The following is a 22,401-nucleotide window of genomic DNA, read 5'->3' as shown; positions in this document are numbered from 1 at the left end:
ATGGCTTTGAGAGGAGCGATCATGACCGTCGCAGAGGACTTCACCACGGTGGTTATCCCGGACGATGCGGCGGCGTTGCGCCGCATCGTGTGGTCGAGCGTGATCGGTACCGCCGTCGAGTGGTACGACTTCCTGATTTACGGCGCGGCGACGGCGCTGGTATTCAACAAGGTCTTCTTCGCCGCCGGCGATGCGGCGCTGGCGACGATTGCCGCCTTCGGGACTTATGCGGTCGGCTTTCTGGCCCGCCCGCTGGGTGCGGCGATCTTCGGCCATTTCGGCGACAGGGTCGGGCGCAAGGCGATGCTCGCCATCACCATCATCGTGATGGGACTGGGAACGTTTCTGATCGGCCTGCTACCGACCTATCAACAGATCGGCGTGGCGGCGCCGGTATTGTTGGTCGTGCTGCGCTTCCTGCAGGGCATCGGCCTGGGCGGCGAATGGGGCGGCGCGGTGTTGATGGTGGTCGAGAACTGTCCCACCCATAAGCGCGGTTTCCTCGGCAGCATGGTTCAGGTCGGCAATCCCGTTGGAAATCTGGCGGCGATCGGCATGTTCGGATTGGTCTCGCAACTGCCCGAGAATGACTTCATGACATGGGGGTGGCGGATTCCGTTCCTGATCTCCGTTCTCTTGGTCGGTGTCGGACTGTGGATCCGCCTTAAAATGGAAGAGACCGCGGCGTTCCGGGCGATCAAGGCCAAGAATGAGGTCGTGAAGATACCGATCGTCGAAATCTTCCGATATCACCGCCGCCCGTTCTTCACCGCGGTGGGCCTCAAGATCTCGGAGATCGCCTATGCCAGCATCGCCGGCGTCTTCATCATGTCCTATGCGACCTCGCGTCTTGGTCTTTCGCGCGGCCTGGTGCTGAATGGCGCCTTCATCGCCTCATTCGTAGCGCTGTTCTCGATTCCCTTCTTTGGCTGGTTATCCGACAGGGTCGGCCGCAAGACGATGTTTTATGCGAGCTGCCTGTTCTGTGCGTTGTTCGCATTCCCGATGTTCTGGCTGCTCGATACCCGCGATCCGACCATCGTCATCCTGACGATTGTGGTCGCGATCAGTTTCGGCCAGATGGTGATGTTCGGGATCGGCGCGCCCTGGTATTCCGAGCTGTTCACCGCGAAGCTTCGCTACAGCGGCGCGTCGCTCGGCTTCCAGGTCGGCGCCGCGCTGAGCGGCGGCCTGAGCCCGCTGATCGCGGCCTCGCTCATGACATGGGCCGGCGGCGCCACCTGGCCGGTCTCGGTTTTCCTGATCGTCTGCGCGTCGATCACGGCGACGGCGACCTTCGCCGCGCCGGAGATGGCGAACAAGGAACTGACGTGATCCGGCGGGGCGCGAAATTCGGGGGTCGTCTCACCCTGTCGTCGCAATCCGGCATGAGAAATGACAATAAATGCAAAATGGGAGGCCAGTGATGCTCGACACGATCAATACCTCAAGCGCGATGCCCGGGGCGGTGGTTCCGGCCTGGACCGGCGTGGTGCGTTATCTCCACATCACGCCGCGCGCCTTTCTGCCGATGCGCGCGATGCCCGAACTGCGGCTGATCGAGGGCAAAGGCATCGAAGGCGACCGCTACATGATCGGGAAGGAAGAGGGATTCTATTCGCATAGGCCCGAAGAGGGACGGCAGGTGACGCTGTTCGAGTATGAAACCTTGGTGGCACTGAAGCGCGACCACAATATCGACCTCGGCCCCGAGGAGCACCGCCGCAACGTCACTGTCGCGGGCGTGCCTCTCACCCATCTGGTCGGACGCCAATTCTGGCTCGGCGAAACCCTGCTGGAGTCGACGCGGCTGTCGATCCCGTGCCGGCATATCGAGGAGATTACCGGCAAGGCGATCTTCGATCCGCTGATCAACCGCTCCGGCCTGAATTGCAAAATCCTCAAAGGCGGCACGGTTCGGGTCGGGGATGCCGTGCGGAATGTCCAATGAAAGTCAAGCCGATCACGACGATCAAAACCGTCGTCGAAACAATCGAGCAAGGCGGGACGGACATCAAGGTGTTTTCATTGGTCGATCCCGACCGTTGGGAACTGCCTCCATTTCGGCCGGGAGCGCACATCGACTTGCACCTGCCGGGTGGCATGGTTCGGACCTATTCGCTTTGCAATGATCCCGCCGACAACAAGCGCTATCTCGTTGCGGTCAAGCGTGAGCGCGGCGGCCGCGGCGGCTCCGTGAAATTGCACGATGAGATCAAGGTCGGGGATACCATTGGCGTGACGCTGCCGCGCGGCGGCCTCAAGCTGGACGGGGACTTGACGCATCATGTCTTTGTCGCGGGCGGAATTGGCGTGACGCCATTCTTGTCCGCGGCGGCTTTCCTCCAGCGCAGCGGCCGTCCGGACTTCAGGCTTCATCTGATGGTGCGCGGCGAGCCACCGCTCAAGGCCATGCTGGCGCCGTTGATGAAGACCGGACATGTTGTCGTTCACGACACCACGCGTTCCGGACGGCCTGATGTCGCTTCGTTGGTCGGCTTGCCGTCGCCGGGCGTGTCTGTGGCATGCTGCGGGCCGGAGAGCATGCTGGACGATTTCGAGCAGGCGACGCGCGATTGGCCAGGTCAGCGGGTTCATATCGAGCGTTTCGTGCCGCCCGCTCTGCCGGTCGATCGCAACGCCAGGCCCTACACGCTCGCCCTGTCGCGCTCGAAACTTGAGATGCGCGTCGATCCCGGTCAAACCATGCTTGCCGCACTTGTCAGTCTCGGAATCGATATTCCCGCTTCGTGCTGCGGCGGTATTTGCGGCTCCTGCAAGGTCGATTGGCTTGAGGGGGCGCCGGTGCATCGCGACCGGGTCCTTTCACCCGCCGAGCGAGCGCGCAGCCTGATGGTCTGTGTCGCCGGATCGGCCGAAGACCGGTTGGTGCTGGATCTGTGATCGCCAGCCGCTTGAAAAGCCTGTCGATCGAAGGCGTTTGCTTCAGCGCGTCGCGGAGCGTTTCTTCCGCAAGCGCATCGGTGCCGCTGATGCCGGGGAGATCGGGAAGGGTGCCGGGGCCGCCTGCCGGCTGACAGGCCGGGGCTGCGGCGGATCATCCGCCGGGCTGGCGTCATCCGGCTGCAGGCAGGCCAGCGCGGTGTCCAGCAGGAGCTGTGCCGGCGCACTGCGGATGCTGGATGCGTTGGCCATGAAATAGATCGTGCAGGTCGGCGCTTCCAAATCGTCAAGCAGCGGCCAAAGCTTGGACGCAAAGTCGGAGGCCTCGACGATGGCCTGTGGCAACATTCCGATTCCCATGCCGAGCTGGATCAGCCACATCCGCTCCTGCAGATTGTCGGCGAACCCGCCGATCTGCTGGCCGAGACCATGTCGTTCCCGATACCTTGTATAGGGAACGGGCTCGTCTTCGGTCACTACAAAGGGCTCCGCAACCAGCTGTGACGGCGCCACGGCGGCTTTCCCGAACAGCGGATGCGCTGGACCGCAATAGAGCTGCTGTTTCTGCTCGGTGATCGGCAGATAGAGATATTTCGGGTCCAGTTTGTCTTCAAAGCCGATGCAAAGTTCGATTTCACCGCTTTTCAGCGAGCGCAGCACGCCGCGCCAGTGCGCGACGTCCAGCTTGATTTCGATCCGCGGATATTGGCGATGAAAATTTTCGAGGATTTCGGTCAGCTTCGGCTGCTGATGCAGATTGGAGATCACGCGAAGTGCCACGGTGCCCGCGATGTCGCCGCGCACGGCGGACGCCGCGCGAGGCATGTTCTGCACGGACTCGAACATGTCACGGCATGCGGCAAACAGCTGATGACCGTGTATCGTCAGCTCGATGCCGCGGCTGGTTCGAATGCAGAGGGTCGCACCTACATGGGCTTCCAGACGCTGCAGCGCGGAGCTGATGTTCGGTTGCTGCCTGTTGAAGGAGCGCGCCGCGGCTCCGATACCGCCGCGCCGCGCAATCTCGTAAAAAACCTTGAACAGGTTCCAGTCGACATTGCGGGCAAAGATGACGCTTGGTTCCAGAACCAGATCCGACTTACTCATCGCTGCATTCCCTGCCGAAAACCCAAGCAATCGCTCAAGGTCGCGATCACAGGGGCGTGGAAGCAAAATAAGCAAAAATCGGGCCATGCCCGCCGGAGGCAGGCTGCTCAGCGCCACGATCTCAAAGCAAGACAGGCGTTCAGATGCGAAATTCGCGAATATAATCGGAGAACTCGGCCAGTTGCGTGCGCACCGCCTCGCGCGTCGGCGCGTCGACGATCACACCCTCCGCGCTGAATTTGGCGGAGGCCGGTCCGATCATCACCTCGGGGCGCGCAAAAATCCGGGCATTGAGAAACACCAGGATCTGGCGCAAATGATGCTGCATCCTGGCGCCGCCGAGCGGACCTCCTGAAACCGACTGGATCAGAACCGGCTTCTTCGCAAACGGCTGGTTGGGCGTTCGCGACACCCAGTCGAGCAGATTCTTCAGCCCGCCCGGTACCGAATAATTATATTCCGGCGAAACGATAATCACGCCGTCGGCCTCCCTGATCAATCCGGCCAGCGCCGTGATCGCGGAAGGAAAGCCGCTGATGCTCTCAAGGTCGCCATCATAGATCGGGATGTCGGCGACCGACGGTCCCTCCCTGAAGACCAGATCGCCGGCGGCGATCGCAGGCAGCGCGCGGACCAGCGCGGCATTGTAGGATTCCTTGCGTACACTTCCGCACAGCGTGACGATGTCCAGCTTCGGCTTGTTGATCATGATCGAGTTCCGATCCCTTGTCGTTTCATGGTGACGGCCGCACGAAGCGGCCCGTTGGTTCCGATACCATCTGGTCCTGATGCGCGATCAGCCTGCCGCGCAGATAGACGCTTTCAATCCGGCTGTTGATCGAGCGGCCCTTCAGCGTGGTGTAATTCGCCTTGCTTCGTTGTGTGCTGTCATCAATCAAAGTTGGCCGCGCGGGATCGACCACGATCAGATCGGCGTCGGATCCGACCTGCAGCGCGCCCTTCTTCGGATACAGACCGAAGCCCGCCGCCGGCCGCTCGGCACAGCAGCGCGCCACGTCCTCGAGCGAGAGCGCGCCGTCCTCGACCAGCGCCAGCATCGAAGCAAATAAGGTCTGCAGGCCCGGCATTCCCGGCGGCGTTTTCCAGATATCGGCCCAGCCGGGTTCCTTGTCTTCACGCAACACCGGCGAGTGGTCGCTTACAACCATGTCGATGTCGCCGTCGCGCAGCGCGCGGCGCAGGCTGTCGCGCTCCTCGCCGGTTCGTATCGGCGGAACAATGACGCCGTAAGGACCAAGGCGATGGGCTTCCTCCGCGACGAACAGCAGGTGATGCGACATCACCTCGCTCGACAGCGCGACGACGTCGCGAAAGCGGTTGACGATCCCGACGCTATGGCTCGAGGACAGCGCGCGGAGGTGGATCTTGGTCCCGGTCTCCGCGGCGACGACACAGGCCCGCGCGATGCCGAGGCCCTCCGACAGGGTTGGCCGCGTCAACGAGAACACCTGCACCGGCGGTCTGGCCTTCTCCTTCTCGAACACCTCGCGGTGCTTTCGCGTTTCCTCGAACAGCTTCTGCCGCTCGGTGAGTTTGGCGATCAGCGAAGCGGAATGCGGCGTGACGCCGACCACGCGGCCGACTTCCCGAACCACCTCCATCAGGCGGCGCAATTCGAAGTCGTCGTGGCCGATGATGAAACCGGGGTTTCCCCCGTAAGCCAGAAACAGTTCAAACGAGATCGCACCGAGATCGGCCATCTCGTCGATGTCTTCGCGCTCGGTACGCGGACCGATCAGTGCCTGGATCGCAAAGTCGACATGGGAATACCGCTCGCCGATGTCGCGCTTTCGCGAAAAATACGATCCCGTCGCGGTTCGCGGATCGTCGGTTGGCATCAGCATCAGGGTCGTCACCCCGCCAAGCGCCGCCGCGGTCGTGGCCGAAGCAAAATCCTCAAGCCGCGTCGACAACAGGTAGCCGGGAATATGAACATGCGCGTCGACCAGTCCTGGAAAAATCAGCCGGTCGCTGGCGTCGACGTCCAGCGCCCCCGACATGGCTTCGCCGGGTGGCGCGACGGCTTTGATGACGCCGTTGGCAATCGCCAGCGTGGCGCGCGCTTGCCCCGCGGGTGTAACGAGCGTGCCGCCGCGTATGATGAGATCGAACATCTGGACCGGGTGCACTCTGTAACGCGTTTCACGGCTTGAAGGGCTGCAGATCAGGCTGTCTTGATTTCAGCAGCCTCCCGCGCGAGGCCCCGCCGATATTTGTCGATCACCCAGTGATTGAGCTGGGTGATCGCGGTCTCAAGCCGGGAGAGACGCCCGCGCGGGGCGAACCGGGACCGATACGCCACCTGCAAGGCGGCCTGGGTCACCTGATCCTGCATGATGATGGTCTTCATCTGCTCGAATTGCTCTAGACGTATGCGATCGAAGTCGGGAACCTGCGTCGCCGCCTTCGAATACAGATTGAGCCGCCGCAGGTTGATGCGTCCCGCGGACAGCGGATTGAGGAAGGTGATCGTGACAAAGGACGGCTGCAAAACCGCGACCACGCAGGGCATGATCGAGGTGAAAAACACCCGGCTGCGCTGCTCGTTGGTCAGGCCCTCGATATCCGGGAGCCGGCGGCTGCCGGATTCCTCGAACAGGTCACCGCCCGCCTTGGCAAAACCGGTTGTCCGCATGATCTGGCCATCGCCGACCTCGAAGTCGCGGAACTGCGTCAGTTCGGCGGGCACCGCGGTGTGGAAGCCCTTGTGGACGTAGTCGGTGTGATAGGGCTCGAGCGCGTTCTCGTGGTGAAGCTTCCAGTTCCAGGGCTGATCGGTCTGCGCGAACACATAACCCGGAACCAGATTTTCCAATCCGTAATTGGCAAATTCGCGGTCCAGCTTGCCGAGGCTTTCCGCCACCGGCCGGGCGTCCTTGTTGAAGGTGACGAAGATCAGCCCATGGAATATCTCCGAGCGAATCTCGGGAAGCCGCACATTCTGCCGCAGTTCCGCGATCGGCGTGGTTTCCCCCATCGACGGCGCGCCCACCAGCCTGCCGTCCAGCCCATACACCCAGTTGTGATACGGGCAGACCAGGCGTCTCGCGTTCAGGCAGGTGCCGGGCGCCGGCGCCTCGGCCACGCCGCCGATCAGCGGATGGCCGCGATGCTGGCAAATCGACGACAGCACCCGAACGGTTCCGTCGTCGTCGCGCACGACGACGATGGACTCGTCGTTGACGGTGAGCGGAATATGATCGCCGGGTCCGGGGACCTCGTTGACATGGCCGATCGCCAGCCACTCGCGCCCGAAGATTTCCTGCTTCTCGAATTCCCAGAATTTCTCGCTGACATAGGCGTCGGCGGGAAGGATTTCGGCATCCTTGACCGGGCGAATACAGCTTTCGCATTGCTGCACGATGTCGCGAACATGGGAAAAATCGATCGGTTCGGTCGTCACGGCATGGCCTCCCAGCAATGCGGGCGCTCCAGCGCCTCGCGATCGCGCCAGTGTTTGCGCATGATCTGTTCCGGAAACCGGCATCCACCTTTCCGGATCATGCGGCTAGAGCGTAATTCCGAGGCCTTTGACAAACTCGGTGGTATAGGCGGCTTTCCAGTCGGTGGTCGGCTTGATGACGCCGACTTCGATCAGGAGGTCAGCGAGCTTCTTCCAGCGCTCGTCGGTCATGATCCCGAGGCCCTGCGCTTGTGCGTCGCCGCCATCCACGAGTTTCAAGGATTTGATCAGGTTGACGGAGTAGATGTTCCAGTCGTCGGTGGCTTCGGGACGCGCCGCTTTCAGCAGCGTGAGCCCCGGCGTCGGCTCCGCCAGATAGCTCTTCCAGCCTTCGAGCGACGCGCGGACGAAGCGCTGCACCACATCGCGGTTGCTGCCGATGAAGCCCTGCATCGCGATCAGCGGATAGCCGTAAGGCGGGTATCCGTCATGGGCGAGCAGGAACGCCTTCACGTCGACGCCGGCGCGGCGCAGATTATAGGGCTCGGATTGGATCACGCCGCCGAGCGCGATGGTCGGGTCCGCAATGAATGGCTGCAGATTGCCGGTGTAGGGGCCGACCTGATCGTCGGTGAAACCGAAACGGTTTTTCAGCCACAGCCAGTAGCTGGAGCGGCCAAGTGTCGACACCAGGATTTTGTGGCCCTTGAGGTCGGCGATGCCGTTGATATCGGGACGGGTGACCAGCGCCTGGGGATCGAGCTGGAACGACGGCATGATGACCGTCGCGGGCACGCCGCGCTCGATGCCGCTGGTCACGGTAACGGCCGCGCCCATCGCGATATCGACTTCACCGCCGCCGAGCAGCTGCATGCCGTTGACCTGCGGGCCGCCCGGCCTGATCTCGACGTCAAGCCCGGCCTTGTCATAGATGCCGGTGGCGACGGCCTGATACAGATAGCCGTGGCTCGCCTCCGGGAAGAAGTTCAGCAAGACGCGAAGCCTGGTCGAAGCGCGTGCGGGCCGCGACCTGATCACGCCGCTGCCGGCCAGGATGATTCCGGCCCCCACCTTCAACACGGCTCGGCGCGAGGTACGCGAATGGTTCGACATGGTCGCCCTCAATGCGGGAATGACCCGCGCATTTTCGCTACCATGCGCTCTGCCGCCTCACCACCCGCGAAGCATTTATGCCGCCCATATGCGTTGAGTATGTGTGGCCTCGATGTCAGCCAGCGCTGCTTCCCTCCGCCAACTGCACCTCGACAAAGCCGATCGGCGCGAGGTCAAAACGGTAATTCGCGTCTTCCGCCGGAAATACGGTTTTCATGACGCTTCCGGTCATCACGACCTGACCGGCTTTCAGCCCGACGCCCCGCGAAGCCAGTTGCGTGGCCAGCCATGCGACCGAATTAAAGGGATGTCCGAGGATGTCGCGGCCGTGGCCTTCGCCGATGCCAACACGGTCTTTGGTCGCGCGCCCCAGCACGTTTTCCAGATCAGGCCATGCCGTGGCAAATTCCGACAGCACGATGCCGGTATTCCAGGAATTGTCCGCCACCAGCGAGAGCACGTCGAGACCGGCATAATCGGCGTCGCGATCGTCGACCAGTTCGATGGCGGCGCCAACGCCGTCGATATGAGGCCGGATCGTCTCGGCGGTATACGGCGTGCCCGTGAGCGGGATGTCCGACTTGATGCGGACGGCGATTTCAAATTCCAGCCCCAGTCGCCCAAAGTCTGAACGCCGGACGGTCGCGCCCGATCGATGCACGCGGCTTGCGAGCACGACGCCCGCAATGGGATGGTCAATTCCGCAAAACGCCTGCATCGCAGCCGAGGTCAGCCCGACCTTGTAGCCCACGGCGGCGCCGTGCTTGCTGCGCAGAAGTGCGACGTATTTGTCCTGGATGTCGTAGGCGTCCGCGATCGTGGCAGGCGCCAGCGGCGGACGAAGCGTCCTGAACTGCAGATTGGCCTTGTGTTCAGCGAGCAGCGCTTCGGCTGCGAGCCCGGCCGCGATATCCTCCATGGAGCTTCTCCCTTTTTCGCGATCCTAGCGCGTCGGGGGCTGCGGTCAAACCGGCTGTGGCGAAGGCGCGGCCAATGCCTGACGGGCAAATCACCGGCCGATCACCGGCCGGCCTGTCCAGTCCTTCCTGCAAAAATATTTTTGTTTTTGCCTGACCCAAATCACTTCTTAATACGCAGCTGTCTCGTCCCGACAGAGGGGCGTTTCGCGATCGTCACGAACGCGGGGCGGGATGCGGTGGACGCGGCAGCGCCTTTGACGAACGGCGCTTGAGCGGACGGCGAAGTCGTGTGGTCCTGACGCCCCGACGCTGGCGTCAAGTCTCGCGGAAGTTTCCGCGAGATGACGGTGACAACAAAGCCCGGTCACCGGGGAGAGCACGAAGGAAACCGTTAAAACCATTGCGCAGGGAAGGCCGGATGTTTCGGCGAACCTGTGGCTTCTACCCCTGTGCTTTTTTGTTGCACAGGGGGCTGCGGGTGCGCCAGGCACCCGGCTTTCCCTGCGCCCTCTGTTCTCTGAGGGACAAAGTTCTTGCAACAACTCGGACGCATCGCGCCGCGGGAAGGCGGAGGTGTGTGGTTGTTTGAGAATTTGGAATGTGAGCTCGCGACTTCTTACCCTCCCCTGGAGGGGGAGGGTCGCCTCGCATTCGTGCGACGCACGATGTGAGGCGGGGTGGGGTGACAGTCCCTCCATTCGAACGCTGCCCGAGTTGAGAGACCTTCACCCCACCCCGGCTCACATTTCGCTGCGCTCATGTGATCCGACCCTCCCCCTCCAGGGGAGGGTAAGTGAGCAAACCAGACGCTAGATGTTTTTCCGCTACGACCACGCGTCCCTACGCCGCCTTCGCCTGCACATTGTTGCAGAACTCGGCGAGGCGATCGGCGAGCCGCAGGGTCGCGGGGCTCGCGTCGGGAGAGGCCACCAGCGCCACTTCGGTCTTGTCGATCGGCTTGAAGCCATCTTTGGCGGTCAAGACGCGATGGTCGGACTGGATCGCGATCTCCGACAGAATGCTCAAGCCCAGGCCGGCGGCGACCGCGGCCTGAATGCCGGCGAGGCTGGAACTGGTATAGGCCATGTGCCAGGTCCGCCCGGCGCTTTCGAGCGCGTGGACCGCGCCGGCCCGGTACAGGCAGCCGGCGGGAAATCCGATCAACGGCACCGAGCCCGCGCTGGTATTACGCGGATGGCTCTTGCTGGTGACCCAATGCACCCGCTCCGGCCACACCGCGATGCCGCCTTTTTCGCCGGCGCCGCGTTTGAACAGCGCCAGGTCGAGATCGCCGCGGTCGAGATCGCGCTTGAGATACGTGCTTTGATCGGCGCGCACGTCGAGCCGCAGGCCGGGATGCGAGCGCGAGAATGCCGCCAGCAATTTTGCCAGCCGGTAGGCGGCAAAATCTTCGGGCACCCCGAGCCTGACCGCGCCTTCATGGCCGGGCCGCGCCACCACGTCGCGGGCTTCTTCCGCGAGCGACAACAGCCGCCGCGCATAGGACAACAGCCGCTCGCCGGCTTCGGTCGGCGTCACGTCCTTGCCGTTGCGGTTGAGCAGCGGCTGGCCGACATCCTCTTCCAGCCGCTTGATCTGCTGGCTGACGGTGGATTGGGTGCGATGGACACGCTCGCCGGCGCGGGTGAAGCCGCCGGAATCGACCACCGAGACGAAACTGCGCAGCAGTTCGAGATCGAGCATGGGACACCTCTTTTTCTTTATCGCGTCGCCTATTCGATTTTCCACTGGATCACAGTTTATCATTTAATTTACAAATATCAAGGCGCGGACCTATATCGAAGGCCCAAGGAGAATTCCCATGTCGCTTGCGCCATCCGTCGCGGTTCCCCGCGCCAGCTTCAACCCGCTGCCGCTCTATATCGGCCTGTTCTGCCTGCTCTGGAGCTTTGCGTTCGTCGCCGGAAAAATCGGCGTCACTTATTGCCCGCCGCTGATTCTGCTCACGGCGCGTTTTTCGCTGGCGGGTATCCTGATCCTAGGAATCTCGGCGCTGCGCCGCGATGCCTGGTCGCTGTCCTGGCGCGACACAATGGTGTTTGCGATTCTCGGCGTCGCCAACAACGCGCTCTATCTCGGCCTCGGCTATACCGGGCTGCAGACCGTGTCCGCCGGCCTCGGCGGCCTGATCGTCAGCGCCAATCCGATATTCACAGCCGTGCTGGCCGCGCTGTTTCTCGGCGAGCCACTGACCTGGCGCAAGGTCACGGGGCTATTGCTCGGCATCATCGGCGTCAGCTTCATCGTCTGGCACCGCATGTCGGTCGGCTCAGACAGCCTGCACGGCATCCTGTTCACGCTGGCGTCGCTGGCGTCGATCGTGGTCGGCACCATCCTGTTCAAGCTGCTGGCGCCGAAGGGCAGCCTGTGGATCGGCAACGGTGTCCAGAATCTGGCCGCGGGTATCGTGCTGCTGCCGTTCGCGTTCACGCTGGCCGATGTCGGCGATGTCGTGCCGAGTGCGCGCCTGCTCGGAGCCTTCGCGTTTCTGACGCTGGGCGGATCGATCCTGGCTTATCTGTTGTGGTTTCACCTGCTCAAAGTGTGCGGAGCGACCGCGGCCAGCGCCTATCACTTCCTGATGCCGCCGCTCGGCATGCTGTTCGCCTGGATGGTGCTCGGCGAGCACGTCGAATTTCGCGATCTGCTCGGGATCATTCCGGTCGCGCTCGGCATTTATCTGGTGACCCGTTCCGGCAGGGGTCGCGGGTTGAGATCGCTGTGAGACTTTTTTCGTAATTCCGGACCGGAGGGCAAGATGCCTGCATTCTATATCGCCGAACACATCATCACCGACCCCGAAAGGTTCGAGGAATACCGAGTCAAGGTCGGTCCGATGATTGCTCGATATGGCGGACGGTATCTGACCAAAGGTGGAAGTCACAAATTCCCGGAGCAGGCGCATTGGAGACCGGAACGGGTCGTGATCATCGAGTTCCCGGACATGGGCAGTCTCGATGCCTGGTACACATCGGCTGAATATCAGCCGCTCTTTTCACTCCGCAAGCAATCCACCGGCGACAAGGATATGGTGATCATCCTTGAGGGCGCATAGACACGAGCAAATGATCAGGCTGAGACACTCCATCGCTGTGTCGATGGTGGGTTTTGCGTTCAACAGGGGTTCATCATGACATTGTCCATCACGCTGATCGGCGGCCCGACCGCGCTGATTGAAATCGACGGCTTTCGGCTGCTCACCGATCCGACCTTCGATGCGCCGGGCGCCTATCAACTGCCGCATGTCAGGCTCGAGAAGCTGTCGGGTCCGGCGCTCAGCGCCGAGGCGATCGGGAAGGTCGATGCGGTGCTGCTCAGTCACGATCAGCATGCGGACAATCTCGATCATTCCGGCAAGGATTTTCTGACGCAAGCCAAGCGGGTGCTGACGACGCTCGCCGGCGCTAAACGACTCGGCCATCACGCCGAGGGCCTGGCGCCCTGGGCCACCACCGAATTGACCGGCAGTGACGGGCGTTCGCTGACCATCACCGCGACGCCGGCGCGTCACGGTCCGGCCGGTATCGAACCTTTGTCCGGCGACGTCATCGGCTTCGTGCTGACATCGAAGAAGCCAGATAGCCGTCCGGTCTATATCAGCGGCGATACGGTCTGGTACGACGGCGTGGCCGAGGTCGCCAGGCGATTTCGGGCCGGCGTGGTGCTGCCGTTCGCGGGCGCGGCACAGACCCGCGGTCCGTTCCATCTCACCATGGACACCAACGACACCATCGAGACCGCGCGGGCGTTTCCCGATGCCGTGATCGTGCCGCTGCACAGCGATGGATGGGCGCATTTCCGCCAGAGCGGGGCCGATTTGCGCGCGTCCTTCGATACGCTCGGCTTCGGGGCACGTTTGCGACTTCTGGAGCCCGGCGTCGCCACGGTGATCGAGGCGCCGCATGCACAGACCTCATCCTGAGGAGCGGCACCTTGGCCGCGTCTCGAAGGATGGGTGGATGGCCTCATGGTTCGAGACGGCGCAAGAGCGCCTCCTCACCATGAGGAAGCTAATCCTTGCGAAACACGATCGAGGCCATCCAGCCGGTCATCAGCGCCATGAAGGCGGTGACCAGCCCATAGACCAGGCCGTTCTGGCGGGCGCTGGTGGCGACGAATTGCTCGAACCCGACCTTGACGATATCGAACGCGGTTTCGGTCCGCGTCACCAATTGGCCGTCGGAGAACAGCTTGATCTCGACCTCATAGGTCCCGATCGGCACCTCGGCCGGAAGCGGAATGCCGGTGCGAAACAGCGTCGGGGTCAGGAAGGTCACCGCGGAGGTTTCCTCGCGGTAAAGCCCGTGTTCCTCGCGCAGCCGCACGAAGGCGCTGCGGAACGCATCGTTCGGCACGACGTCGGCATAGTCGGGCCCGACGCGCTGGGTCAGCAGCACATTGTTGAGTCCAAGCTGCTGCCGCCGTTCGACCTCGGGGGACGCGATGGCGTCGAACGGGCGGTTGGAAAACAAAGCGAGATAGGTCGGTACTTTCAGAAATTCGCGGTAGTCGGTGTTGATCCAGATGCCGAATTTGCGCTCCTTGCGCCGCGTCACCATGTCGGCGCGGGGACCAGAGACGGTCACGACGAGATCGTAAGCAATGCGGCTGGCGGGCGTGGCGGCGTCCTTTTCGACCGAGCCGAACAGCACCAGTTCCTCGCCGGAGTAGTTCGGCGTCACCGTCACGCGATGATTCGAGACCGACACGATCAGCCGCTCCGCCTGCGCGGGCGCCGCCGCGAAAGTTGCGCCCAGCATCAGCATCAGGCCAATCGCGGCGCGCAAGCAAGGTTTGGTCATCCCGCACCTCCGGCTTCCCGGATGGTGAAGAGATCGTCGGGACGGAGCACCAGTTCGATCGCGAAGCGGATTCCGACCGCGAGAATCAACAGCCCGAGCAGGAGCCGCAGATGTTCGCCGCGAATCTTCTGGCCGGCGCGCGCGCCGAATTGCGCGCCGGTGACCCCGCCGATCATCAGGATCAGCGCCAGCACGGCGTCGACCAGATGATTGGTGACCGCATGCAGCATGGTCGCGAACACCATGGTGACCAGCGTCAGCACCATCGAGGTGCCGATCACGGTCGAGGTCGGTACCCGCAACAAATAGATCATGATCGGGATCAGGATGAAGCCGCCGCCGATGCCCATCACAGCGCCGATGAAGCCGATGATCAGGCCGACCGTGACGACCGGAATCACCGACAGATAGATTTTGGAGCGCTTGAAGCGCATCTTCAGCGGCAGCCCGTGGATCCAGCCATGGCTGCCGGAGCGGCGCGACGGAACGGCGACGCCCCGCCGTACCCGCAGGATCGCGCGCAGCCCTTCATAGAACATCAGTCCGCCCACGGTGGTGAGCAGCACGACATAAGACAGCGCAATCATGAGATCGAGCTGGCCGAGCGAGCGCAGCAGCGTGAAGGTCCAGACCCCGAGCGCAGTGCCGACGGTGCCGCCGCTAAGCAGCACCAGTGCCAGCGCCGGATCGATGGCGCGGCGGCGCCAATAGGATATCGCGCCGGAAAACGACGAGGCCGCGATGTGGCTGGCGACCGAGGCGACCGCGACCGCGGGCGCGATGCCGATGAAGATCAACAGCGGCGTCATCAGGAATCCGCCGCCGATGCCGAACATGCCGGACACGAAACCGACCGCCGCGCCCATCGCCAGGATGAGGAAAATATTGACCGGAATATCGGCGATCGGAAGGTAAAGCTGCACGCGCGTCGCTTCGGAGTTAGCCCTGAGGCTGGCCGAAACCGCTCATGGCGTGGTTTCCCTGGGGAATGCGGATCAAATGCCGGGCCTCTGCATAGCCGAAATCGTCCATGGGAGGGACTAAAGAATCTCCCGGCCCCCGCTTTTTTGCCGCTGCCGGCCTTACAAATTCGGATGTGGTGAATGATTCAGATTAACGGCGGCGACGCTTCAAGGCCGTACGACGGAATCGGCGATCGGGTTGGTGATGAGGTTCATGGCCATAGCCTCCCTGGTGCCGAGCCAGCGGACATCGCTGGTCTCGGACATCGCCGCCACCACGGAGGAGGACACGCCCATCCTGGTCATGTAGCTCAGCACCATCCCCGCGGTGCGCTGGGTTTCGGCGACGGGATCGCGACCGGGCGCGGGCGTCACAAACCGGTGGACCCCCAGCGCCGAGCCCTCGATGCCATAGCGGATCTTGCCGCCGGCATAGACCAGCACGCACGCGCTGGCGCAATAGGACGGTTTGATGTGGCCCACAGCGCCGGCGACGCCGACGGCGGTGACCAGTCCGCGCGACCGAATGGTCTCGCCCATGATGATGGCCTGATTCAAATCGCCGCCCGGAGAAGACAGCAAGATGACATCGCCCGCCGCCAGATGGCTTTCGTCAATTCGGTCCCGGAACCAGCTCGCGGCGGCGGGGCCGATCTGGCCGCTGATGGCCAGTCCGGGCCGGCCGTGGCCCGAGCCATCGAGGTCGATGCTCGCGATCGGCGACGACGTCATGCTCGGGGAGAAATACTGGTCCTTCCAGTAGGCCCATGCCTCGGGCCGCGACAGGTCCCGGTAGGCGCGGATGCCGAAGCCGGAAATCAGCAGAATGAATATCAGAACCGACCCAAATCGCCGCCTGTTGCCGCGACCAGGCCTTGCCGAGGCTTGGTCGGTTGGCGGCTGGCCGGTCGGCGCGCGCTGCGGCGCTACCGACGGTCCCGTCGGCGACGTTCGGAAACGACTTCCTTCATCGCGACGATCATCGACAGGCAAAGCAATCCCCGTGGCAATGAGAGCCTTCCGCGCGCTTCCTTATACAGCCTTGTCGCTGGAAAATATGCCGGGAACGCCGAGCGGCGTTGCCAATGGCGTCAATGCGCGGCGGCGGTGCGCTTGGCCGCAACCGGTTTGGCGGCGGGTTTGGCGGCAGCGGCCTGCACCGGCGCGGAGTCCCATCCGCCGGCGGGGCTCGCCACATTGACGGCGTCGTCAGGCTGGGGCTCCGGCGTGAAGGTCTGGATCGCCAGTTTCGCCGCCGCCAGCGACTGGGCGTCGAGCCGCTTGGCGATGTCGTCGCGCTTGCGGCCTGAATCGGCGTCGCCCTGGGCCGCGGCGAGGCTGAACCATTTGAAGGATTCGGCGAGGTTCTGTTCGACGCCGATGCCGCGGGCATAGAGGATGCCGAGATTGTACTGGCTGTCGGCGACGCCGCGATCGGCGGCTTTGCGGAACCATTGTGCCGCGTTCTTGTAGTTGGCGCCCTTGCCGTCGCCATCGGCGTCGAGCACGGCCAGATTATGCATCGCCTTGGCGTTTCCACGCTCGGCGGCCTGCATGTAATAGCGTCGCGCGAGATCGACGTCCTTCTTCACGCTGAGACCCTTTTCGTAAAGGGTCCCGAGCCGGAAGATCGCCGGCACCACGCCGGCTTGCGCCGCGCGGTCATACCATTTCGCGGCCTCGTCGAAATTCGCCGCGACGCCTTTGCCTTCGGCGTAGCGCAGGCCGATCTCATAGGCGGCCGCTGGATCGCCCTTGAGGGCGGCGGCGCGCAGCACCGGTCCGCCGATCGCGTCGGGCAGCCGTTCGGTCGCGGGAATCGGCACCAAAGCGAGTTTGCCGGTGCCCAGCGTCGCCGGCTGGGACGGAATGGTGCCGGTGACTTCGCCGGTTTGCGGGATCGCTACCGACGCGGTGCTGTCGGAGGCGTCGGGTACCAAATTGTTCAGGGACTGCCGTCCAATCGGGGTCGGCGAGGTCATCGAAGGCGCCGCGGGCGCCGGCATCGCCGGCTTGGCGGTGTCGCCGGCGGGCGATCGAACCGCAGGCGGCGGCTCGCTCGAATTCTCAGTCGCGGGCGCCTGCGGCGCGCTGCCACCGTCGAGCAGCGTCATCGCCATCTTGAAGGTGCCGAGCACGATCACGACCACGCTCGCGCCCACCAGCAGCGAGCGGATCTTGGAGGTGATCGTCGATGGTTCCTTGGCCTGGCCGCTGGCGGATTGCTTGGGCGTGCCGCGGGCGGCCTTGTCGCCAACCGGCGCGGCCGCGGCGGCCAGGGCGGCGCGGCGCGCGGCGGCGATGAAACTCGACGTGCTGACGGGCGCGCTCGTGCTAGCCGGAATGCCGCTGATGGCGTCTTCGGAAGCCGCGATGCGTTCCGTCGGCGAAGCGACGCGCCCGGCCGGGCGGGTGCCCGGTTCGAGCGGGTGATCAGGCGGCAGATCCGGCTCGATGGCGACGCGCGGTGGTGCCGCATGCGGCACCAGAATTTCACTGATGGCCTTTGGCGCCGCGGCGGCCGCAACGGATGGCATCGGCGGTGGCGCGGCCTGGAATTCCCGCGGAGCCGCGGCGAAATGTTCCGGTTCCGCGGCCGGATTCGGCAGTTCGGGTTTGGGTTGCGGTGCCATCGCGACGCGAGGCGCGGCCGCCTGTGGCGGAACGAATGCAGGGGCGGGCGGCGTTTCCGGCTGCGGCGTGACGGGTTGGGGCTGGGTGCGCACCGCGCGCAGGTCGCCTTCGATCATCGCCAGCCGGTCGACCACATGGCCGAGCGTGTTGTGAACGGTCTCGAGCGAATCCTGGGTCTGGCGGTCGTTTTCCGACTGGCTGAAACGGATGTCGGACAATTCACGTTTGACGAGATCGACGATGCCGCTGTCGGACGGCGCAGCCCCGTTCCGGCTGTTCTCGGCGAGCGCCGCAAAGCTCGCATGCTGGGTTTCGAGATGGCGCAGAATGTCCTGCAGCCCATCCTCGACCCGTCCGAGGTTACCGCTGCGGCTGTCGGTAGACATTTCGAGACGCTCGAGCAGGTAGGACACGCGCTGTTCGAGATGGGCGAACGCGGAAGCATTGTCGTTGCCGACCGGCATGCGATCGAGGCGGTCGGACAGCGCCCGCAGCGCGCCTTCGACATGTTCCGAATTGTCGCCGGCCGCCGGGCGCTGCTCGCGGCTTTCCAGCGACGAAGTCAACGCGGCAATGCGCTGTTCGAGGATCGCGAAGGAATCCGCATGGCCGTCGGAACGGGCCAGCTGATCGACCTTGGATGCGAGGGCGCGCACGTCTTCGCTGAGCCGCGCCAGCGCGTCATTGGAGGCGACATTGGAGACGATGGAGCGAAGCGCGGTGATGGCGCCTTCGAGCTGGTGGATGGTGGAGGGATCGTTGCTGGCGCGCAAAATCAGGTCGAGCTTGGCGCCGAGATTGCGGATCGCCTGGTCATAGCCGGCCAGTTGCTCGGCGGGGGTCAGCGAGCGCAACGCCTGGCGAATTTCGTTCAAAGCCCGTTCGATGCCGGCCAGGGCCTGGCCATCGCTGCCGCTCTGGCGGGTGTCGTCGATGCGGCGCGACAGCGAGCGGATCTCGTTTTCGATCGATTCGATCGCCCGGCGCGGCATCGCCTCGGTGATGACGCTGCGAATTTCCGCCAGTTCGCTCCGGAACGCGGCGACCGATTGCTCGATCTTGTCGGGACGTTGCAGCGCTTCGATCTGGCTGGTGATCTTGAAGAGATGGCGTTCCAGCGTTGAAAAATCAGGGCCGGTCGGCATCGACGGCGCGGTCGGCGGGGCGCTGCGCGGGGGCAATTGGCGCGGCGGCGCGGTGTCAAGCTCGTGCTGGCGCGCGGAGATTTCCGCGATCGCGCCCTCGAAGGAGGCCGGGCTGAGCGGCGGGGACGGACGATGGACCTGAGCCGCGGCGCGCTCGACCATGTCGACCTGGCGCTGCCTGTCCTGGAACTGGGTTTGCTTCACCGGCGCAGCGTTCGATATTTGCGACAGCCGCGCGTCCAGCCGCGAGATGGCGTCGTTCAACTGCCGGGCCACGCCGGTATCGCCACGCGCAGCGTCGCTGCGGAGTGCATCATTCCGGAGCATGTCGCCCCGGGGCGCGTCGTTGGATGGAATGGGCCGCGAGATCCGTTCGATCTGACGGGTGATCGAATCCAGCCGCTGGTGAATATCGGCGACGTCCTGGGTTTCCTGGCTGGGCGGCGTCGGCCGCTGGTCTGCCAGCTGGTTTGCCATGGCGCGAAAGTTGGGAGGGGCGGGATCGCCGAGGGTGGAGTTGAGCCAGTCGCTCAGCGACATGCCGGCACGGCGTGCGGCGGCCTCGGCCCGCTCCCGGACGGATGGATCGATGCCTTCAACACTCCACGATACGCGCGAATTCATGCTCTCGTCCGGTTCCGAATCCGGCGCGCCACCCCGCGCCTTCAGCCTCCCCGCGCGTCCCTGAATGAGAGACAATCGAATTCCGCGCAGGTCGTCTGCCTCTGACTTCGACTTTTCCGTGTTACGGTAAATAACCGGTTAAGGAACTGGCCAGCAGGGCCCGAAAGTTACCCCGCTGGGACGAAATCGGCGGGATCGGCCGTGGCGATGACCGGCAAGGTACCGGTTAGTCTCGCTGGTTAGTCTTGCCGGTCAGTCTTGCCGGAACCACGCGCTATGCCTTGCGTTCGCGCCGGCTGCCTTCGATCGGCTTGATGTCAGCCCCGCCGCCGGCCCCGGCGGGAAGGGTATTGAGCGCTTCCTCGCACCACTCCACCACGGTGCGCTCATGCCGAACTCCGAGGCGAAGCGCCAGCAACTTGCCGGTATCCGCCAGCGATGCGGTGCCTTCGGGGAAACGTTTGTTGAGAATTCGTTCGTAGCGCAAACAGCGATCGCGGTGGTGCTCCAGCCGCGCCATGAGGTCGGCGCGCAAGGGATCAATGTCGACGCTGTCGAGCGCGTAAAGCCGTACCAGCAGATCGTCCTTGATCGAAGGCGGGACGCTCGGCCGCGCGCCCCAGTGCCGCAGCGCGGCCCTGCCCTCGGGGGTGAGCGTGTAGACCAATTTATTTGGCTTCCCGGTCTGGACGACTTCGCAACCCTCAATGTGGCCGCGGTCGCGCAGCCGGGTCAGCTCGCGGTAAATCTGCTGGTGGTTGGCTTTCCAATAAAAGCCGATCGACGCATCGAAGGTCTTGGCGAGCTCATAGCCCGTCATTGGACGCTCCGTCAGGCAGGCAAGGATTGCGTCACCCAGCGCCAAGCAACCAACCCTCCTCAGCCTGCTTGACTATATGCACCAAATTGCATATGCGTCAATAAGCATATGTCTGGATGCCCGCTGCGCTTTTCACGCCCAGGAGAAGGCCGATGAGCATGACCGCCCTCGACAAGTGGTACGGCTACATGAAGTCCCACGACCGCGCGGCGCTGTGGGACCTGCTCGATCCCGACGCGGTGTTCGAAAGCCCGGTCGTCCATACGCCGCAGCGCGGGCGTGACATCACTTTCAAATATCTGTCGAGCGCGGAACAGGTGCTGGGCGGCCCCGGCTTCGTTTATACCGGCGAATGGCGCAGCGATAACGGCGCGGTCCTCGAGTTCGAAAAAGAGATCGACGGCATCAAGATCAATGGCGTCGACATTATCCGGTTCAGTGACCATGGCCGGATCACGCATTTCAAGGTGATGGTGCGCCCGCTCAAGGCGATCAATCTGTTGCATCGGCTGATGGGCGAGCAACTCGCCGCCGCCGCCGCGAGGTGATGCCGGCGCCGTAAGGTCGCCGGCGCCGCAAGGTCGCAAGACCGCCCTGATACAAGACCGCCCTGATAGTAGCTGCATCGGACCTCCAGAACCGGTTAAGGTCTATTTCTGGAACCCAAGTTCTTGAACCCAAGTTCTTGAACCCAAGTAATGTCGCGCTGAAACGATTCGCCTAAGCGTCTTCATCAACTCAAGCCTGCCTGTCCGCCTGCCGGGAGAACACCATGCCGATCTACAAAGCCCCCCTGGAAGACGTCAATTTCCTGCTCAACGACGTGTTTCAGATCGACCGCTACGACAATCTTCCCGGTTTCAGCGACGCCTCCGCCGATGTGCGGGAGGCGATACTCAATGAGGCGGCGAAACTCAGCGAGGAAGTCCTGCAGCCGCTCAATCGGGTCGGCGACCTCGAGGGCTGCATCCACAAAGACGACGGCAGCGTGACGACCCCGAAAGGCTTCAAGGAGGCGTTCAAGCAGGTCGCCGAAGGCGGCTGGCTCGGCCTCTCGGCGCCGGTGGAATATGGCGGGCAGGGGCTGCCGGTCACGCTGAGCCAGACCGTCACTGAGTTCCAGTGCTCGGCCAACATGGCGTTTTCGATGTATGGCGGCCTGACCATGGGCGCGACCGCAGCGCTGATCGTTCATGGCAAGCCCGAACAGAAGGCGATGTTCGTGCCGAAGATGGTGGCGGGAGAATGGACCGGCACCATGAATCTCACCGAGCCGCAATGCGGCACCGATCTCGGCCTTTTGCGCACCAAGGCGGTCAAACAGGCCGACGGCAGCTACAGGATCACGGGCACCAAGATTTTCATCTCGGCCGGCGAGCACGATCTGGCCGACAACATCATCCATCTGGTGCTGGCGCGGATCGAGGGCGCGCCGGCCGGCATCAAGGGCGTGTCGCTGTTCGTGGTGCCGAAGATCCTGGTCAATGCCGACGGATCGCTGGGCGCGCGCAATGGCGTGAGCTGCGGTTCGATCGAACACAAGATGGGCATTCACGGCAATTCCACCTGCGTCATGAACTACGACGGCGCCACCGGCTGGCTGATCGGAGAGGAAAACAAGGGCATGCAGGGCATGTTCGTGATGATGAATGAGGCGCGGCTCGGCGTCGCGGTGCAGGGGCTGGCGCAATCCGAAGTCGCCTACCAGAACGCCGTCGCCTATGCCCGCGATCGTCTGCAGGGCCGTTCGCTCTCCGGACCGCAGGCGCCGGACAAGCCGGCCGATCCGATCATCGTGCATCCCGATGTGCGCCGTACCCTGCTCACCATTCGCGCCTTCAACGAGGCGGCCCGCGCGATGGTGGTGTGGACCGCGCTGAAGAGCGATGTCGCCCATCGCTCCAGCGACCCCAAGGACCGTCAGG

20 protein-coding genes are annotated in these 22,401 nt (G+C 63.6%); 8 read left to right on the top strand and 12 right to left on the bottom strand.

All coding sequences use genetic code 11. The features are described from left to right. Positions 1 to 21: 21 nt before the first annotated feature. From ABR948_RS04245 to ABR948_RS04235, 3 genes are all read left to right on the top strand, one after another. Positions 22 to 1,335: an MFS transporter gene (locus ABR948_RS04245; protein WP_428114189.1), complete on the top strand. Its 1,314-nt coding sequence runs from the start codon at positions 22 to 24 to the stop codon at positions 1,333 to 1,335. A gap of 91 nt (positions 1,336 to 1,426) precedes the next feature. After that, on the top strand, positions 1,427 to 1,951 hold the full coding sequence (locus ABR948_RS04240; protein WP_428114188.1) for an MOSC domain-containing protein: 525 nt from the start codon (positions 1,427 to 1,429) through the stop codon (positions 1,949 to 1,951). Then, positions 1,948 to 2,904: a PDR/VanB family oxidoreductase gene (locus ABR948_RS04235; RefSeq protein ID WP_428114187.1), complete on the top strand. Its 957-nt coding sequence runs from the start codon at positions 1,948 to 1,950 to the stop codon at positions 2,902 to 2,904. Before ABR948_RS04240 ends, ABR948_RS04235 begins: the two co-directional genes overlap by 4 nt. 42 nt (positions 2,905 to 2,946) lie before the next feature. Here ABR948_RS04235 and ABR948_RS04230 read toward each other — a convergent pair whose 3' ends face one another. From ABR948_RS04230 to ABR948_RS04200, 7 genes are all read right to left on the bottom strand, one after another. Next, positions 2,947 to 4,011 carry a LysR family transcriptional regulator gene (locus ABR948_RS04230; RefSeq protein ID WP_428114186.1) on the bottom strand — a complete coding sequence of 355 codons (1,065 nt, stop codon included), beginning with the start codon at positions 4,009 to 4,011 and terminating at the stop codon, positions 2,947 to 2,949. A 139-nt stretch (positions 4,012 to 4,150) separates the two neighbouring features. Further along, the gene (locus ABR948_RS04225) at positions 4,151 to 4,720 is read right to left on the bottom strand and encodes an NADPH-dependent FMN reductase (protein ID WP_428114185.1); all 570 of its coding nucleotides are present in this window, start codon (positions 4,718 to 4,720) and stop codon (positions 4,151 to 4,153) included. A 25-nt stretch (positions 4,721 to 4,745) separates the two neighbouring features. Continuing rightward, positions 4,746 to 6,146: a dihydroorotase gene (locus tag ABR948_RS04220; protein WP_428114184.1), complete on the bottom strand. Its 1,401-nt coding sequence runs from the start codon at positions 6,144 to 6,146 to the stop codon at positions 4,746 to 4,748. 50 nt (positions 6,147 to 6,196) lie between these two features. Beyond that, positions 6,197 to 7,435, bottom strand: a complete 1,239-nt coding sequence (locus ABR948_RS04215; protein WP_428114183.1) for an aromatic ring-hydroxylating oxygenase subunit alpha — start codon at positions 7,433 to 7,435, stop codon at positions 6,197 to 6,199. Between the two features lie 105 nt (positions 7,436 to 7,540). Beyond that, positions 7,541 to 8,548, bottom strand: coding sequence for an ABC transporter substrate-binding protein (locus ABR948_RS04210; RefSeq protein WP_428114182.1), 1,008 nt, complete (start codon positions 8,546 to 8,548; stop codon positions 7,541 to 7,543). Between the two features lie 115 nt (positions 8,549 to 8,663). Continuing rightward, positions 8,664 to 9,467 (bottom strand): 2-keto-4-pentenoate hydratase, encoded by an 804-nt coding sequence (locus ABR948_RS04205; protein ID WP_428114181.1) that lies wholly within the window; start codon positions 9,465 to 9,467, stop codon positions 8,664 to 8,666. Between the two features lie 841 nt (positions 9,468 to 10,308). Next, complete coding sequence (locus ABR948_RS04200) at positions 10,309 to 11,172, bottom strand: LysR family transcriptional regulator (protein ID WP_428114180.1); 864 nt, start codon at positions 11,170 to 11,172, stop codon at positions 10,309 to 10,311. Positions 11,173 to 11,290: 118 nt separating this feature from the next. Here ABR948_RS04200 and ABR948_RS04195 point away from each other — a divergent pair, with 118 nt between their 5' ends. The 3 genes from ABR948_RS04195 to ABR948_RS04185 all read left to right on the top strand — a co-directional run bounded on the left by ABR948_RS04195 (position 11,291) and on the right by ABR948_RS04185 (position 13,411). Continuing rightward, positions 11,291 to 12,214, top strand: coding sequence for a DMT family transporter (locus tag ABR948_RS04195; protein ID WP_428114179.1), 924 nt, complete (start codon positions 11,291 to 11,293; stop codon positions 12,212 to 12,214). Between the two features lie 33 nt (positions 12,215 to 12,247). Beyond that, positions 12,248 to 12,544 (top strand): DUF1330 domain-containing protein, encoded by a 297-nt coding sequence (locus ABR948_RS04190; protein WP_428114178.1) that lies wholly within the window; start codon positions 12,248 to 12,250, stop codon positions 12,542 to 12,544. Between the two features lie 75 nt (positions 12,545 to 12,619). Then, complete coding sequence (locus tag ABR948_RS04185; RefSeq protein ID WP_428114177.1) at positions 12,620 to 13,411, top strand: MBL fold metallo-hydrolase; 792 nt, start codon at positions 12,620 to 12,622, stop codon at positions 13,409 to 13,411. Between the two features lie 88 nt (positions 13,412 to 13,499). Here ABR948_RS04185 and ABR948_RS04180 read toward each other — a convergent pair whose 3' ends face one another. The 5 genes from ABR948_RS04180 to ABR948_RS04160 form a co-directional block, all read right to left on the bottom strand. Beyond that, on the bottom strand, positions 13,500 to 14,255 hold the full coding sequence (locus ABR948_RS04180) for a TIGR02186 family protein (protein WP_428114208.1): 756 nt from the start codon (positions 14,253 to 14,255) through the stop codon (positions 13,500 to 13,502). A gap of 32 nt (positions 14,256 to 14,287) precedes the next feature. Then, positions 14,288 to 15,214: a sulfite exporter TauE/SafE family protein gene (locus ABR948_RS04175; protein ID WP_428114176.1), complete on the bottom strand. Its 927-nt coding sequence runs from the start codon at positions 15,212 to 15,214 to the stop codon at positions 14,288 to 14,290. 207 nt (positions 15,215 to 15,421) lie between these two features. Further along, the gene (locus ABR948_RS04170; protein ID WP_428114175.1) at positions 15,422 to 16,246 is read right to left on the bottom strand and encodes a COG3904 family protein; all 825 of its coding nucleotides are present in this window, start codon (positions 16,244 to 16,246) and stop codon (positions 15,422 to 15,424) included. Positions 16,247 to 16,344: 98 nt separating this feature from the next. Next, positions 16,345 to 19,656 (bottom strand): hypothetical protein, encoded by a 3,312-nt coding sequence (locus tag ABR948_RS04165; protein WP_428114174.1) that lies wholly within the window; start codon positions 19,654 to 19,656, stop codon positions 16,345 to 16,347. A 274-nt stretch (positions 19,657 to 19,930) separates the two neighbouring features. Next, on the bottom strand, positions 19,931 to 20,521 hold the full coding sequence (locus ABR948_RS04160) for a PadR family transcriptional regulator (RefSeq protein ID WP_428114173.1): 591 nt from the start codon (positions 20,519 to 20,521) through the stop codon (positions 19,931 to 19,933). A 113-nt stretch (positions 20,522 to 20,634) separates the two neighbouring features. Here ABR948_RS04160 and ABR948_RS04155 point away from each other — a divergent pair, with 113 nt between their 5' ends. Continuing rightward, positions 20,635 to 21,024: a nuclear transport factor 2 family protein gene (locus ABR948_RS04155; protein ID WP_428114207.1), complete on the top strand. Its 390-nt coding sequence runs from the start codon at positions 20,635 to 20,637 to the stop codon at positions 21,022 to 21,024. 224 nt (positions 21,025 to 21,248) lie between these two features. Next, on the top strand, positions 21,249 to 22,401 hold a 1,153-nt coding region (locus ABR948_RS04150), incomplete at its 3' end, for an acyl-CoA dehydrogenase family protein (protein WP_428114172.1).

This window comes from Bradyrhizobium sp. (assembly GCF_050014615.1).
Taxonomy (GTDB): domain Bacteria; phylum Pseudomonadota; class Alphaproteobacteria; order Rhizobiales; family Xanthobacteraceae; genus Bradyrhizobium.
This window is presented reverse-complemented; position numbering and strand designations above follow the sequence as displayed.